Raw genomic sequence first — 15443 nt, forward strand, 5'->3', positions numbered from 1 at the left:
TCAAACAAAGCAGGGAGAGATTTCACCATGCCCCAGAAGCATACGCACGCTGGCCGTGCCCGCTCGGCGCTGCTGTCCACGATTGCGGGGGCCTGCCTGAGCTTGGGGGCACTGGTCTTGCCGCAGGCGGCCCACGCCGGCGACCCTTTCCTGGGCGAAGTCATGTGTGGCGGCTGGAACTTCTGCCCGGTGGGCTGGGGGGAGTGCAATGGCCAATTGATGGACATCGCCCAAAACAGTGACTTGTTTAATCTGCTGGGCACCACGTACGGTGGCGATGGGCAGACCACCTTTGCACTGCCCAATCTACAAAGCCGCACTGTAGTGGCCGATGGCCAAGGCCCGGGTTTGAGCAACCGGACCCAGGGTGAGACCGGTGGGGTGGAGAGTGTCACCATCACCGCCAGTAACCTGCCCACGCACAACCATGCGCTGATGGCCAACGACGGGGCCGATAAATCCGCCTCGCCAGTCGGCAAGGTCATGGGTGTTTCGCCCGCCACGGCCAAGGCCTATTCCTCACAGGCGACCAACGTTCAGTTGCGTCCCAGCGCCATGAGCATCGTGGGCGGGTCTCAGCCCCACAACAACCTACAGCCTTACCTGGCGGTGAAGTGCTGCATTGCGTTGAACGGCATTTTCCCAACCCAATGATGATGAAGACGACTGGATACAAGGAACTGCATATGCCATTTGTCTCACGCAAACGCCTTTTGTTGGCCCTATCGGTATGCGCCGCGCTAGGGGGATCCTTGGCTGCGCCGAAAGCCTGGGCCACAGGGGATGGCTCCCAATACCTGGGTGAAATCAATTGGGTGGCTTTCAACTTCGTGCCCCACGGCTGGGCCGCCTGCAACGGCCAGCTTCTGCCCATTGCCCAGAATCAGGGCTTGTTTGCGCTCTTGGGCACCACCTACGGCGGCAATGGTCAAACGACTTTTGCGCTGCCGGACATGCGCGGGCGTGCACCCATCCACGTGGGCAACGGCCATACTCTGGGCGAAAAGGCCGGCGCGGAGAGCCACACGCTGACCATCAACGAGATGCCCGCCCATACGCACACCATGGCCGTGGACCCGCAGGAAGCAACCCATGCGGTGGCCAATGGCACAACCAGTGCCCTGGCCAAGACCAGTGCCGGTACATCCGCCTACGGCAGCACGGTTAACACGAGTCTGGCTAACAACAGCGTCGGTACTTACGGCGGCAGCCAGCCCCACGAAAACATGAAGCCTTTCATTGCCCTCAAATGCATCATTGCCCTGCAGGGTATTTTCCCGAGCAGCAATTGAACGACGATGACCACCATCACCAAGACGCGCGCAAGCGCGGGGGAGAGCAGCCAATGTACAAAAAATATCTGAAACTGGTGGCCGCACTGGCTGTGACAATGTTGGGCACGGTGCAACCCGGTGCTGCCTGGGCGGGTGGCAACCAGCCATTTCTGGGTGAGATCATGTGGGTGCCCTACAACTTTGCGCCCACCGGTTGGGCCATGTGCGATGGGCGGATTCTGAGCATTGCGCAGAATACGGCCCTGTTCTCCCTGTTGGGCACAACCTATGGCGGCAACGGTCAGACCACGTTTGCGCTGCCCGATGCACAGGGGCGCATGCTGGTGAAGGAAGGCCAAGGGCCAGGCCTGAGCACTTACGCCCAGGGTGAAATGGGTGGCGAGGAGCGCGTCACACTGACCGCGTCCCAGATTCCTGCACACACCCATGCCGTGCAGGCGACCAATGCCGTGGCCGACCAGACTTCACCCAGCGCCAATGTACTGGCGCAGTCCGCTACCGGTTCCTTGTATGGCACCAACGTTACCGCCAGCATGGCGCCCGGCGCAGTCTCCACCACAGGCGGCGGACAAGCCCACAACAACATGATGCCGACCTTGACGCTGAATTGCATCATCGCCACCCAAGGCATCTTCCCTGCGCGCAACTGATCCACCAGACGAACACCATGATTTCCAAATTTCTTAAAACGGTGTTTGCGGCGCTGCTGGTGCAGTCGCTGTGGCTTGCAGGCGGGGCGCAGGCCTCCACCATTGTTGTGGCCGACAGCCTGAGTGTTGGTTCGCCCACCTTCAACCGGACCACAGACCGCGCGGGTTTTGCGGATTCGGCCAACGATGCACTGCCCTATGCCGCCATCGAGATCAAGACCGGCTCCACGGGCGGTACGGTCACCGCCACGGTGGACAGCAACACACCTTTCGACTCCTTTCTGGCCCTGTATTCTTCGTTTGCTCCAGCCAGCCCCGGCGCCAATTTGCTGTTCGCCGACGATGACGGCAATACCTACCCCCATGCCAAGCTGACGGCCACCGGCCTGGCACCCAACACCAGCTACTGGCTGGTCATCACCAGCTACTCGGGTGCGGCCGATGCGGTATTCCCCTTGTACGGCAGTTACTCCATCACCATCAACGGCGACCTCGCCAGCTTCCCCATCACCGCGACCGCCAACCCGGTGGCCGGCGGCACGGTCAGTTGCACGCCCAACCCGGTGGCCGGTGGCAGCAGCAGTACCTGCACGGCCACACCCAATGCGGGCTACAGCTTCACGGCCTTTAGTGGTGATTGCACCGGCGCCAGCTGCACCTTGAGCAATGTGCTATCGGCCAAGAGCGTGACCGCCAATTTCACGGCCATTACCTACGCGATCACCGCCTCGGCCAGCCCGGTGGCGGGCGGCACGGTTAGCTGCACGCCCAATCCCGTCTCGCATGGCAGCAGCAGCACCTGTACGGCCACGCCCAATGCAGGCTATAGCTTCACGGCTTTCAGTGGGGATTGCACCGGTGCCAGCTGCGTGCTGAGCAATGTCACGTCAGCCAAGTCCGTCACCGCCAGCTTCACGCAGAATAGCTACACGGTTGCCACCACGGCCAGCCCTGTTGCAGGCGGCACGGTCAGTTGTACGCCCAACCCGGTGTCGCATGGCGGATCCACTATTTGCACGGCCACGCCGAACGCGGGCTACAGCTTCACGGCTTTTAGTGGCGACTGCAACGGCGCCAGTTGCACGCTGAGCAATGTCACATCGGCCAAGAGCGTGACAGCCGGCTTCGCGCTCAATAGCTACACCGTTACCGCTACGGCCAGCCCGGTGGCCGGCGGCACGGTCAGTTGTACGCCCGACCCGGTGCCGCACGGCAGCAGCAGCACCTGCACGGCCACGCCCAATGCAGGCTACAGCTTCACGGCGTTTAGCGGCGATTGCACCGGTGCCAGCTGTACCCTGAGCAATGTCACGTCGGCCAAGAGCGTGACCGCCGGCTTTGCGCTGAACACCTATGCCATCACGGCCACGGCCAACCCGGTTGCGGGCGGCACGGTCAGCTGCACGCCCAACCCCGTGTCGCACGGCAGCAGCAGCACCTGCACGGCCACGCCCAATGTGGGCTATACCTTCACGGCCTTCAGCGGTGATTGCTCCGGTGCCAGCTGCGTGCTGAGCAATGTGACGGCGGCCAAGGCAGTGACCGCCAGCTTTGCGGCCAACACTGCGCCCACGGCGACCAATGTCACCGTGTCTGGCACGCCCCAGGTGGCTGCCCAGCTCACCGGCAGCTACACCTACTTCGACGCCCAGGGCGATGCGCAAGGTACATCCACCTTCCGCTGGATGCGCGATAGCCAGAGCAGCGGCGCCACCAAGACCGCCATCGCCAATGAAACGGCACTGACGCACACCGTGGCGGCAGCAGAGCAGGGCGACTACCTGTTCTTCTGCGTGACGCCCATTGCCACAGCGGGCGTGACGACAGGTACCGAAACCTGCTCGGTGGCCACGGCCGCTGTGATTGCAGCCGCAGTCGTCGTGCCGCCGGTGACCGAAGTCATTCCGGTGCTGCCTACGCCAGCCCTGCCCGGCGTCACCGGCGCGCCACCCGTGCTGAACATGGCTGGTTTGAATGGCCCCAGCGTGATGACTGGCGTTGTGAACACGCTGGCACCCGTGCTGGGCTCCGGGCTGCGGTTCGTAGAGCAAACGCCGCAGGGCAGCGTGGTCATGGCCGCACCCAATGGCCAGAACGTGGTGTTTACGCCGCTCTCCGTGCAGACCAATGATCCACGGCCCAATGGCCTCTACCCGATTGGTAACGGCCAATACCAGATCGTGGCCGGCGGCACCGCCTTGTTGGTGATGCCCACCGTGCAAAACCTGCCCGAGATGGTCGGCTTGCTGCCCATTGGTGCCACGCTGAGCCTGCAAAACAATGGCGTGATGTCGGCCCAGGTGGGCGGCGCCACCTACGTTGTGAGCCCTGGCGTGTTTGTGGAGAAACAGCCAAATCCCTCGGGCGTCGCGAGCTTCTTCACCGGCAGCGACGGCAATTTGCGCTTCATCGATTCGGCGGGCAATGTGCAAGTCCTCTACGCCGCCTTTGGTGAATCCGATGCCTTGGGCCGTATCCTGAAATCGCTGGACAGCAGCAGCACGATGAGCATCCAGTTAGACGGTACGGCCAACGTGACCTTCCAGGGCCAGAACCTCGTGCTGGTGCCCGATCTGACGCTGGGTGGCGTACCCGCCGGCAAGGAGAGCGAATTCTGGTGGCAGGAAAGCCCCACGCGCTACCGGCTGCGGGTGCAGGCCAACTGGTTTGCGCTCCAGTCGCAGGGCTTCAGCGTCCGCTAAGCAATGGGCTCACTCGGTGGCCAGCCGCGCTGCCGAGTGAGTCTCAGGCTGCTGCAGAAATAATAGCGGTATCGCTAGATATGACGAGGGCTAGAGGCGATTTTTACCAACGCCCTTTGCCATGAACCCCGATTTGGGTATTTTTGCTGCCCTCTTGCCAGAGCGGCGGGTGGCTAGCGCTTGGAGCCCCCAAATATCCCGCCCAGCACGCCGCGGATGATCTGTCGCCCCACTTCGCGTCCAATGGAGCTGGCAGCGCTCTTGATCATTTGCTCGCCTGCGCTGGCACGCGACCGGCGGGCACCGCCGCTGAGCATGTCGCCCAGGCTGTCGAAGATGCTTTTCTCGGGTGCGGCGGGTGGTGTCGCAGGCGCGGGGGTGGCGTTTGCTGGGGCCGGTGCCGCAGTGGGTGTTGGCATGGGGGGCGCTGCGGACGGCGAGGGCGCGGTTGGCGCCACGGTGCCGGCCGGTTGGCGCGTCTGGGTGCGGCCCTTGAGCGCTTCAAATGCCGATTCCCGGTCCACCGCCTTTTCATACACACCGGCCACCAGCGATTCGGCCAGCAGCGATTGGCGCTGCGCGGGCGTGATAGGCCCGATCTGGCTGCAAGGCGGCAACACGTAGACACGCTCGGTGGGGCAGGGGCGGCCCTTGTCGTCCAGGAAGCTGACCAGGGCCTCGCCCACACCCAGCTCCGAGATGGCCGTGCCAATGTCCAGCCCCTCTTTGGGGCGCATGGTCTCGGCTGCGGATTTGACGGCCTTTTGGTCGCGCGGCGTGAAGGCGCGCAGGGCATGCTGCACGCGGTTGCCCAGTTGGGCCAGCACGGTGTCGGGTATGTCCAGCGGGTTTTGCGTGACGAAATACACACCCACGCCCTTGCTACGCACCAGGCGCACCACCAGCTCGATGCGTTCCAGCAACACCTTGGGCGCGTCGTTGAACAGCAGGTGGGCCTCGTCGAAGAAGAACACCATCTTGGGCTTGTCCAGGTCGCCAACCTCGGGCAGGGTCTCGAACAGCTCGCTCAGCAGCCACAGCAGGAAGGTGGCATACAGGCGGGGAGCGTTCATCAGCTTGTCGGCCGCCAGGACGTTGACCATGCCGCGTCCGTTGGCGTCGGTCTGCATGAAGTCGGCGATGTTGAGCATGGGCTCGCCAAAGAATTTCTCGCCGCCCTGTTGCTCGATCTGCATCAGCGCGCGCTGGATGGCGCCTATGCTGGCGGCGCTGATGTTGCCGTAGCTGGTGGTGTACTGGCCGGCGTTTTCGCCCACGTCCTGGCACATGGCGCGCAGGTCTTTCATGTCCAGCAGCAGCAGGCCATCGTCATCGGCAATCTTGAACACCAGTTGCAGTACGCCGGCCTGGGTTTCGTTCAGGTTGAGCATGCGGGCCAAGAGCAGCGGGCCCAGGTCGCTGACGGTGGCGCGCACCGGGTGGCCTTGCTCGCCAAACACATCCCACAGTGTGGTGGGGTAGGCCTGGTAGGCCGGTTCGGGCAACTGGTGCTCCGCCAAGATCTTGGCTAGCTTGGGGGTGGAGTTGCCTTGCTGCGAGATGCCCGTCAGGTCGCCTTTGATGTCGGCCATGAAGACTGGCACACCCAGGCGCGAAAAGCCCTCGGCCATGGTTTGCAGGGTGATGGTTTTGCCGGTGCCAGTGGCGCCGGTGATCAGGCCGTGGCGGTTGGCCTTGCTGGGCAACAGGGCGCACTGGACAAGGGTGTTGTCCGTGCCGTGCTGGGCAATCAGGATGCTGGTGTCGTCGAGGGCGGCCATGGGATTCTCAAAAAGTACAATTGAGCCCGTAGCGTAACGATTTTTCAAAGGATTTCACGTGGCAGGACACAGCAAATGGGCCAATATTCAGCACCGCAAAGGTCGCCAGGACGAGAAGCGGGGAAAGATCTGGACGCGCATTGTTCGTGAAATCACCGTAGCGGCCCGTGCAGGCGGCGGAGACCCTGCCATGAACCCCCGGCTACGCCTGGCCATCGAAAAGGCCAAGGCCGCCAACATGCCGGCGGACCGTGTCAAATACAACGTCGACAAGGCTACCGGTTCGCTGGACGGTGTCAGCTACGAAGAAATCCGTTACGAAGGCTATGGCATCGGCGGCGCCGCCATTGTGGTGGACACCATGACCGACAACCGCGTGCGTACCGTTGCTGAAGTGCGCCACGCCTTCAGCAAGCACGGCGGCAATATGGGCACCGAGGGTTCGGTGGTGTTCCAGTTCAAGCACTGCGGGCAACTGATCTACGCACCGGGCACCAACGAAGACAAGCTCATGGAAGTGGCGCTGGAGGCCGGTGCCGAAGACGTCATCACGGACGACGACGGCGCCATCGAGGTGCTGACGGGCTTTGCCGATTACGAAGCCGTCAAGCAGGCGCTAGAGGCTGCTGGGTTCACCGCTGAAGTGTCGGGCGTCACCATGCGTGCCGAAAACACCATCGAGCTCAGCGGCGACGATGCGGCGCGCATGCAAAAACTGCTGGACGTGCTGGAAGACCTGGACGATACCCAAGAGATTTACCACAACGCCGCGCTATGAAAAACAATAACTGCAACGGCCGGATGACGGCGGATAGGGAGCCCATATGAATGTTCTGGTGATTGGCGGAGGCGGCCGCGAGCACGCCATGGCCTGGAAGTTGGCACAGTCCGACAAGGTGCAAATGGTCTACGTGGCGCCCGGCAATGGCGGTACCGCGCTGGACAGCCGCCTGAAGAACGTGCCCATCACCGACGTGGTGGCTCTGCGCGAATGGGCGCAAGAAAACAAGATCGGCCTGACCCTGGTCGGCCCCGAAGGCCCCTTGGCGGCCGGTGTGGTGGACGAGTTCCGCGCCCACGGCCTGCGCATCTTCGGCCCCACCAAGGCGGCCGCGCAACTGGAAAGCTCCAAGGCCTTCTCCAAGGCCTTCATGCAGCGGCACAACATTCCCACCGCAGCCTACGAAGCATTCACCGACCCGAAAGCGGCTCACGCCTATGTGGACCGCATGGGTGCGCCCATCGTGGTCAAGGCCGATGGCCTGGCCGCGGGCAAGGGCGTGGTTGTGGCGATGACGCTGGACGAAGCACATGCCGCCATCGACTTCATGCTGCTGGACAACAAGCTGGGCGTGGTGCACAACGCGGGCGAGGGCGGCCAAGCCGTGCCGCGCGTGGTCATCGAAGAGTTCCTGGAAGGCGAAGAAGCCAGCTTCATGGTGCTGTGCGATGGCAAGGACGTGGTGGCACTGGCCACCAGCCAGGACCACAAACGCCTGCTGGACGATGATCAGGGCCCCAACACCGGTGGCATGGGCGCGTATTCGCCCGCACCGGTGGTCACGCCCCAGGTCCACGCCCGCGCCATGCGCGAGATCATCCTGCCGACGCTCAAGGGCATGGAACAAGACGGCATTCCCTACACCGGCTTCCTGTACGCCGGCCTGATGATCGACCCGCAAGGGCAGGTCAAAACGCTGGAATTCAACTGCCGCATGGGCGACCCCGAGACCCAGCCCATTCTGATGCGCCTGAAGACCGACTTGGTGGACGTGCTGATGGCCGCCACCGAGCATGGTGGCCTGGCCAACATGGAGCTGGAATGGGACCGCCGCACCGCCTTGGGTGTTGTTCTGGCCGCCCATGGCTATCCGATGACACCCCGCAAGGGTGATGCCATCCACGGCCTGCCCGCCGCACAAGAAACCTGCATGGTCTTCCATGCGGGCACCGAGGCGGGCGATGGTGCCACCGTGACCAGCGGTGGCCGCGTGTTGTGCGTGACCGCGCTGGCCGAAAACGCCAAGGCCGCCCGCCAAGTGGCGTATGACGTGATCCCCGGTATCCGCTTTGACGGCATGCAGTACCGCCAGGACATCGGCCACCGTGCCATGAAGCCCGGTGCCGACGGCAACAAGGCGGGTCGATGAGTGACACGCGGGTCGCGCAGGTGCGCGCCTACCTGCAGGGCCTGCAGCTGCGCATCACCGATGCCGTCGCGGCCATGGACGGGGGTTCGGTTCCCTTTGTGTCCGACGCCTGGGAGAAGGCGCCCGGTGAGCCTTTGCAGGGCAATGGCATCACCCGCATCCTGGAAGGTGGCACGGTATTCGAGCGGGCCGGTTGCGGCTTCTCGCACGTGCGCGGCCCCAAGCTGCCGCCGTCGGCCACGCAGCACCGGCCCGAGCTGGCCGGTGCGCCGTTCGAGGCCATGGGCGTGTCGCTGGTCTTCCATCCACGCAACCCCTATGTGCCCACCGTGCACATGAACGTGCGCATGATTTCGGCGGGTCACCCCGGGCATGAAGCCGTGTGCTGGTTTGGTGGCGGCATGGACCTGACGCCGTTCTATGGCCACGAGGAAGATGCGCGCCACTTCCACGCCACCTGCCGTGACGCCGTTCAGCCCTTTGGCGCTGACAAGTACCCGCGCTTCAAGCAATGGTGCGACGAGTATTTCTACCTGAAGCACCGGGACGAACAGCGCGGTATTGGCGGCATCTTTTATGACGATTTTTCAGAGGGCGGCTTCGACACCGGTTTTGCGCTGATGCAATCCGTAGGCGATGCCTTCCTGAAGGCCTATACGCCCATCGCCGAACGCCGCAAGGACACGGCCTATGGCGAGCGCGAGCGCAACTTCCAGCTCTACCGCCGTGGCCGCTATGTGGAGTTCAACTTGGTGTGGGACCGGGGCACGCATTTCGGCCTGCAATCGGGTGGCCGCACGGAGTCTATCTTGCTGTCTATGCCGCCTTTGGCCAGTTGGGCCTACCAGGCCGTGCCCGAGGCCGGCACGCCGGAGGCCGCGCTGTACACGCATTTCTTGCCCCGGCGCGATTGGGTCTGAGGGTGGCAGCAGCATTGCCGCGCCGCATCGGTGTCTTTGGCGGCGCCTTTGACCCGCCCCATATCGCCCATGTGGCATTGGCGCAGACCGCCATTGATCAGTTGCGGCTGGACGTGCTGTTCGTCATTCCCACCGGCGAGGCTTACCACAAGGCCCGCAGTCTGACATTGGCGCAGCACCGCCTGGAAATGGCCCACCTGGCGTTTGCCGAACTGGACTGCGTGGTCGTGGACCCGCGCGAAACGCTGCGCACCGGCCCCAGCTATACGGTCGACACGCTGTTGGAATTGCGCACCGAGTATCCGGATGCCCAACTGTTTCTGGTGCTGGGGGAAGACCAGGCCCAGGCACTGGGTTCCTGGCACCGAATTCGCGAGATTCCCGAAATCGCTACAATATGTGTAGCTGATCGCGCCGATTCCACGAGGGCTGAGGGCATTTTTGATGCAGTGCCTTCCAGTGTTCCAGGCTTGCGACGGCTTGAAATGCCTCCCATGGAGGTCAGTGCCACCGAAATCCGCCAGCGCTTGGCCCACGGCCAGCCTGCCGCCCCACTGGTTTTTGATCCCGTTGCGCGTTATATTGCCCAACACCACCTTTACCGAATTGCCTGATGACTACATCCACCGTTGCCAAAAAAGACACCACCAAGCTCCAGCGCGCCATCGTCGATGGCCTGGAAGACGTCAAAGCCCAGGACATCCAGGTGTTTGACACGGAACATTTGTCTGCATTGTTCGAACGGGTGGTTGTGGCATCGGGTACCTCCAACAGGCAGACCAAGGCCCTGGCCGCCAGCGTGCGCGACGCCGTGCGCGAAGCCGGCTTTCCCAAGCCCCGCATCGAAGGTGAAGAGAACGGTGAATGGATCATTGTGGACTGCGGCCAAGCTGTGGTGCACATCATGCAGCCCACCTTCCGCCAGTACTACAACCTGGAAGAGCTGTGGGGCGAGAAGCCCGTGCGCATGAAGCTGGGCGCGGCCAAGCCCGCGGCTGCCTCTGAAGGCGCCAAGGCTGCTGCCAAGGCAGCATCCAAAGAGCCAGTGAGCCTGAAGCGCTCCAATGCCGCCAAGAAGGGCGTGGCCGAGGCCTTCCCGTCCAAGGCCCAGTTGAAGAAGGACGCCGACAAGGCGGCCAAGGCACCGGCCAAGAAGGTGGCTGCGAAAAAAGTAGCAACCAAGAAGGCTGCCGCGCCAGCTGCCGCCAAGCGTGTCGTGGTGGGCAAGCCCGCGGCTGCCAAACCTGCGGCGAAGTTTGCGCCCAAGCCTGCGGCCAAGAAAGTTGCCGCCAAGAAGACGGTCGCCCGTAAAGCCTGACAGCGTCCGTGCGGCTGATCATCGTCGCCGTCGGACAGCGGGTGCCCGATTGGGCGCAAACAGCCTGGGACGACTACGCCAAGCGCTTCCCGCGCGAGCTGCAGGTTGAGCTCAAGGCCGTCAAGACCGAGCCCCGCGGCTCCAAGACGCTGGAGACCCTCTACGCCGCCGAGCGCGCCCGCATCGAGGCTGCCATTCCCAAGGGCACACGCATAGTCGCCCTGGACGAGCGCGGCACCAACCTCACCACGGTAGCACTGGCCGGCAAGCTCAAGGACTGGCAATTGGGCGGCACCGATGTGGCCCTGGTCATAGGCGGCCCCGACGGGCTGGACCCCGCCTTCCGTCAGGCCGCGCACGAGCGCATCCGCCTGTCGGACCTGACCTTGCCGCACGCCATGGTGCGTGTGCTGCTGATCGAGCAGCTGTACCGCGCCTGGTCCGTCAACGCCAACCATCCTTACCATCGGGAATAGTCTTTTTAAATGCAATCCGTTCCCGACTTCATCTACTTGGCATCCCAAAGCCCTAGGCGTAGCCAGTTGCTGGACCAATTGGGTGTGCGCCACATCCTGTTGCTGGCAGATGCCCAGGAAGAAGATGCCGAGGCGCTGGAAGCCGTGCTCCCTAACGAAGACCCCACGGTTTACGTGCAGCGCGTCACGGCGCTGAAGCTGCAGGCCGCCCAGCAACGTCTGGCGCGGCGCAACCTGCAAGCAGCGCCCATTCTGTGTGCCGACACCACAGTGGCCGTGGGGCAAACCATTCTGGGCAAGCCCGCGGATGCCGATGACGCCAAGCGCATGCTGCGTGCGCTGTCCAACCGCGCCCACCAGGTCCTGACGGCTATCGCCATCGGCGTGGGCGACCAACGGGTCGTGGCCTGCAGCGAATCCTGGGTCACGTTTGCCGAAATGGGTGAGGCCGATATCGACGCCTATGTAGCCTCGGGCGAACCCATGGGCAAGGCCGGCGCCTATGCGGTGCAGGGCAGGGTGGCCGCGCATATTGCACGCATAAACGGTAGCTACTCTGGCATCATGGGTCTGCCCTTGTTCGAGACCGCGCAGGCATTGCGGTCCCTGGGTTTCAGGCTCTGAGCCGACCACGATAGACACAAAAAACCGGACTGGCTGTGATGCAAAACAATGACATTTTGATCAATTGGTCCCCGCAAGAGGCCCGCGTGGCCATACTGGAGAACGGTGCGCTGCAAGAGCTGCATGTCGAGCGCACGTTGGAGCGCGGTCTGGTGGGCAATGTCTACCTGGGCAAGGTGGCGCGTGTGCTGCCCGGCATGCAGTCGGCCTTCATCGACATCGGCCTGGAGCGCGCGGCCTTTTTGCACGTGGCCGATGTCTGGCACCGCCAGCCCGATGGCGAGGCGCCGTTCATCGCCAAGGGCGCGGCTCCCATCGTGCCGATCGAAAAGCAGATTTTCGAAGGCCAGTCGCTGATGGTGCAGGTCATCAAGGAGCCCATCGGCACCAAGGGCGCGCGTCTGTCCACACAGATCAGTATTGCTGGGCGCCTGCTGGTGTTTCTGCCGCAGGACGACCACATCGGCGTGTCGCAAAAAATTCCCAAGGAGCAGCGCGACGAATTGCGCACGCGCATGCAAAACCTGGCTGGCACGCAGGGCGGTGGTTTCATCCTGCGCACCAATGGCGAAGACGCGACCGATGCCGAGCTGGCCGATGACATTGGCTACCTGCGCAAGGCCTGGGCCCGCATCAAGGACGCCTCCACGCGCCTGCCGCCGCAATCTCTGCTGCACCAGGACTTGAGCCTATTGCAGCGCGTGCTGCGCGACATGGTGGGCGAGGCCACGCAGACCATACGCGTGGATTCGCGCGAGCAGTTTGAAGCGCTGAAGGCCTTTGGCGCCGAGTTCATGCCCATGGCCGCTGAAAAGCTGCAGCACTACAAGGGCGAGCGCCCCATCTTTGACCTGTTCTCCATCGACGAAGAGATTGAAAAAGCGCTGGGTCGCCGTGTGGACCTCAAATCGGGCGGTTACCTGATCGTGGACCAGACCGAGGCCTTGACCACGGTCGATGTCAACACGGGTGGCTTTGTCGGCGCGCGCAATTTCGACGACACCATCTTCAAGACCAATCTGGAGGCCGCGCAGGCCATTGCCCGCCAGCTGCGGCTACGCAACCTGGGTGGCATCATCATCGTGGACTTCATCGACATGGTGCGCGAAGACCACCGTGACGCCGTGCTGGCCGAATTCCGCAAGCAGCTGGCGCGGGACCGGGTCAAGACCATGGCGGGCGGCTTCTCGCAGTTGGGCCTGGTGGAGATGACGCGCAAGCGCACCCGCGAGTCGCTGGCCCACATGCTGTGCGAGCCATGCCCCACCTGTGATGGCAAGGGCATCGTCAAGACGCCGCGCAGCGTGGCTTATGACATCTTTCGCGAGATCCTGCGTGAGGCCCGGCAGTTCAACCCGCGCGAGTTTCGCGTGGTGGCCTCGCCCAAGGTCATCGAATTGTTTCTGGACGAAGAGAGCCAGCACCTCGCAGGCTTGAGCGAGTTCATTGGCAAGCCCGTGTCGCTGCAAAGCGAAGCCGCGATGGGGCAAGACCAGTACGATATCGTGCTGCTGTAGCCTGCCCGACTGAGCCCACCACCACTGCGCCCACTACCACCGTGCACACCAAAGTTTCCAGCCGCGTACCCGTCCCCATACTGACCTACCACCAGGTGGCCGAGGCGCCGCCCAAGGGCGCGGCGTTTCGCAGCCTCAATGTGGCGCCGGCGGATTTCGAACGCCAGATGGCCTTTTTGCATGGCATGGGCTACCACGGCCTGTCCATGACCGCCCTGCAGCCCTACCTGCGCGGTGAGCGTGAGGGCAAGGTCTTTGGCATCACCTTTGACGACGGCTACCTGAACAACCTGACCCATGCGCTGCCCGTGCTGCAGTGGTATGGCTTCTCGTCCACCTGCTATGTGGTCAGCGGCCTGTTGGGGCAGACCAATGTGTGGGACGCGGCCATGGGCGTGCCGCCGTCGGAGCTGATGTCGGCCCCGCACCTGCGCCAATGGGTGGCGGGCCGGCAAGAGGTGGGCGCCCATACCCGCAACCACGTGCGCCTGCCCACGCTGGATGCTGCAACCTGCAACAACGAAATCGCGTTGTGCAAGCAGGAGCTGGAGTACTACACGGGCACGGCTGTTACCCATTTCTGCTACCCCTATGGTGAGTTCGGGCCTGAGCATGTGGCCATGGTCAAGGAAGCCGGCTACCTGAGTGCCACCACCACCCGCCGGGGTCGCTGCCGGGGTGGCGACGCCCTGTTGGAGTTGCCGCGTGTGCCGGTCTTGCGTCGCACCGGGCGCCCGCTGCTGTGGTGGAAGCTGGTCTCGCAGTACGAAGACCGGCGCAGGGGATGACAGAGCCTACCGCGGACGCGCTGGCCCCAACAGACCACGCACCAGCCCCTGGCGCCAAGCGCCTGCGTATTGCCGTCTTGAACCGCATCTTCCGCCCAACCGGTGGCGGGGCCGAACGCTATTCGATCGCACTGGTCGAGCAACTGGCAGTGCGGCACGACATCCACGTATTTGCCCAGCAGATCGACCACCAATGGCCGGGTGTGCGCTACCACCGCATTGCCTGGCCTTTTGACAAACCCCGCTGGATCAACCAGCTGTGGTTTGCGCTGGCCACCTGGTGGCAGACCCGCAGCGGCTTTGACGTGGTGCACGCCCACGAGAACACCTGGCACGGCCAGGTGCAGACCGTGCACGTGGTGCCGGTGCGCTACAGCCTGCTGCACGGCCGCACCGGCTGGCGCCGTGCGCTGCGCTGGCTCAAGATTGTCACCAGCCCACGGCTCCTGGCTTACTTGGGCCTGGAGTGGGGCCGTTATCGGGTGGCCGATGGCCGCTGCATCGCGTTGGCATCGCGTAGCCAATTGCCGGTGATGGCCGAATCTTTCCCCCACACGGTGGCCGCCTGCCAAGTGGTGTCGCCCGGCGTGGCCGCCGTACCCGGCCCGGCCAGCGCATACCAGCGCGAACTGGCCCGCGCTCAATTGGGCCTGCCGCAGGCCGGGCGCTGCGTGCTGCTGGTGGGCAATGACTTCCGCAAAAAGGGTTTGCCCACGCTGCTGCAGGCCCTGCGCCAAACGCCTGATGACGTGTACCTGGCCGTGGTGGGCAATGCCGCACAACAGGCCCTGGTGCAGGCCGAGCTGCAAGCCAGCGGCCAAACCGCCCGGGTGTTCTTTCTGGGTGCGTTGGCTGCCGTGGACGTGGCCTACCAAGCGGCGGACTGTCTGGCCCATCCCACGCTGGAAGATACCTTTGCCATGGTGGTGCTGGAGGCCTTGTCGCACGGCCTGCCGGTGGTGGTCAGCGGCCCGTCCTATTGCGGCATTGCCGCCGAACTGCGCGATGGGCAAGAGGCCTTGCTGCTGAATGATCCGCGGGACGCGGACGCTCTGGCGCAGAGCCTGCGCCGTGTACTGGACGATGCGGTCTTGGCCGAGCAGATGCGCGCGCGCGGGCTGGCGTTTGCGCGCAGCCACCTGTGGCCGCAGATCGCGCTGCAGCAAGAGGCGATATACCAGCGGCTGGCTTCCGCGCGTTGAATGCTACTGTTTCGGTAGCT

At 63.7% G+C, this 15443-nt stretch carries 15 protein-coding genes; 14 read left to right on the forward strand and 1 reads right to left on the reverse strand.

The window, feature by feature from the left end:
* The first annotated feature begins 27 nt into the window (after positions 1–27).
* From AC07OO_RS19790 to AC07OO_RS19805, 4 genes are read left to right on the forward strand one after another with little or no spacing between them, the layout of a single operon-like run.
* Positions 28–654, forward strand: coding sequence for a phage tail protein (locus tag AC07OO_RS19790; protein WP_495083863.1), 627 nt, complete (start codon positions 28–30; stop codon positions 652–654).
* 32 nt (positions 655–686) lie between these two features.
* The gene (locus AC07OO_RS19795; protein ID WP_495083864.1) at positions 687–1292 is read left to right on the forward strand and encodes a phage tail protein; all 606 of its coding nucleotides are present in this window, start codon (positions 687–689) and stop codon (positions 1290–1292) included.
* Between the two features lie 53 nt (positions 1293–1345).
* Positions 1346–1945 (forward strand): phage tail protein, encoded by a 600-nt coding sequence (locus AC07OO_RS19800; protein ID WP_495083865.1) that lies wholly within the window; start codon positions 1346–1348, stop codon positions 1943–1945.
* 17 nt (positions 1946–1962) lie between these two features.
* The gene (locus AC07OO_RS19805) at positions 1963–4647 is read left to right on the forward strand and encodes an InlB B-repeat-containing protein (RefSeq protein ID WP_495083866.1); all 2685 of its coding nucleotides are present in this window, start codon (positions 1963–1965) and stop codon (positions 4645–4647) included.
* Positions 4648–4820: 173 nt separating this feature from the next.
* Here the strand turns inward: AC07OO_RS19805 and AC07OO_RS19810 are convergent, their stop codons facing one another.
* Complete coding sequence (locus tag AC07OO_RS19810; protein WP_495083867.1) at positions 4821–6428, reverse strand: helicase HerA-like domain-containing protein; 1608 nt, start codon at positions 6426–6428, stop codon at positions 4821–4823.
* A 58-nt stretch (positions 6429–6486) separates the two neighbouring features.
* Here AC07OO_RS19810 and AC07OO_RS19815 point away from each other — a divergent pair, with 58 nt between their 5' ends.
* Genes AC07OO_RS19815 through AC07OO_RS19860 form a run of 10 tightly spaced genes read left to right on the forward strand, consistent with a single transcriptional unit; the run spans position 6487 to position 15423 of the window.
* Positions 6487–7206, forward strand: a complete 720-nt coding sequence (locus AC07OO_RS19815; RefSeq protein ID WP_495083868.1) for a YebC/PmpR family DNA-binding transcriptional regulator — start codon at positions 6487–6489, stop codon at positions 7204–7206.
* A gap of 46 nt (positions 7207–7252) precedes the next feature.
* Positions 7253–8578 carry a phosphoribosylamine--glycine ligase gene (gene purD / locus AC07OO_RS19820; RefSeq protein WP_495083869.1) on the forward strand — a complete coding sequence of 442 codons (1326 nt, stop codon included), beginning with the start codon at positions 7253–7255 and terminating at the stop codon, positions 8576–8578.
* Positions 8575–9498: an oxygen-dependent coproporphyrinogen oxidase gene (gene hemF / locus AC07OO_RS19825; RefSeq protein ID WP_495083870.1), complete on the forward strand. Its 924-nt coding sequence runs from the start codon at positions 8575–8577 to the stop codon at positions 9496–9498. The genes purD and hemF overlap by 4 nt, the downstream gene beginning before the upstream one ends.
* A 2-nt stretch (positions 9499–9500) precedes the next feature.
* Positions 9501–10112 (forward strand): nicotinate (nicotinamide) nucleotide adenylyltransferase, encoded by a 612-nt coding sequence (nadD, locus tag AC07OO_RS19830; RefSeq protein WP_495083871.1) that lies wholly within the window; start codon positions 9501–9503, stop codon positions 10110–10112.
* Positions 10112–10816: a ribosome silencing factor gene (gene rsfS / locus AC07OO_RS19835; protein WP_495083872.1), complete on the forward strand. Its 705-nt coding sequence runs from the start codon at positions 10112–10114 to the stop codon at positions 10814–10816. Before nadD ends, rsfS begins: the two co-directional genes overlap by 1 nt.
* A gap of 8 nt (positions 10817–10824) precedes the next feature.
* Positions 10825–11292 (forward strand): 23S rRNA (pseudouridine(1915)-N(3))-methyltransferase RlmH, encoded by a 468-nt coding sequence (rlmH, locus tag AC07OO_RS19840; protein WP_495083873.1) that lies wholly within the window; start codon positions 10825–10827, stop codon positions 11290–11292.
* A 9-nt stretch (positions 11293–11301) separates the two neighbouring features.
* Positions 11302–11916, forward strand: coding sequence for a Maf family protein (locus AC07OO_RS19845; RefSeq protein ID WP_495083874.1), 615 nt, complete (start codon positions 11302–11304; stop codon positions 11914–11916).
* 38 nt (positions 11917–11954) lie between these two features.
* Positions 11955–13433: a ribonuclease G gene (gene rng / locus AC07OO_RS19850; protein ID WP_495083875.1), complete on the forward strand. Its 1479-nt coding sequence runs from the start codon at positions 11955–11957 to the stop codon at positions 13431–13433.
* Between the two features lie 41 nt (positions 13434–13474).
* On the forward strand, positions 13475–14221 hold the full coding sequence (locus AC07OO_RS19855; RefSeq protein ID WP_495083876.1) for a polysaccharide deacetylase family protein: 747 nt from the start codon (positions 13475–13477) through the stop codon (positions 14219–14221).
* Positions 14218–15423 carry a glycosyltransferase family 4 protein gene (locus AC07OO_RS19860; RefSeq protein ID WP_495083877.1) on the forward strand — a complete coding sequence of 402 codons (1206 nt, stop codon included), beginning with the start codon at positions 14218–14220 and terminating at the stop codon, positions 15421–15423. Before AC07OO_RS19855 ends, AC07OO_RS19860 begins: the two co-directional genes overlap by 4 nt.
* Positions 15424–15443: the final 20 nt, after the last annotated feature.

The sequence above is a fragment of the Rhodoferax sp. GW821-FHT07G04 genome, assembly GCF_059418585.1.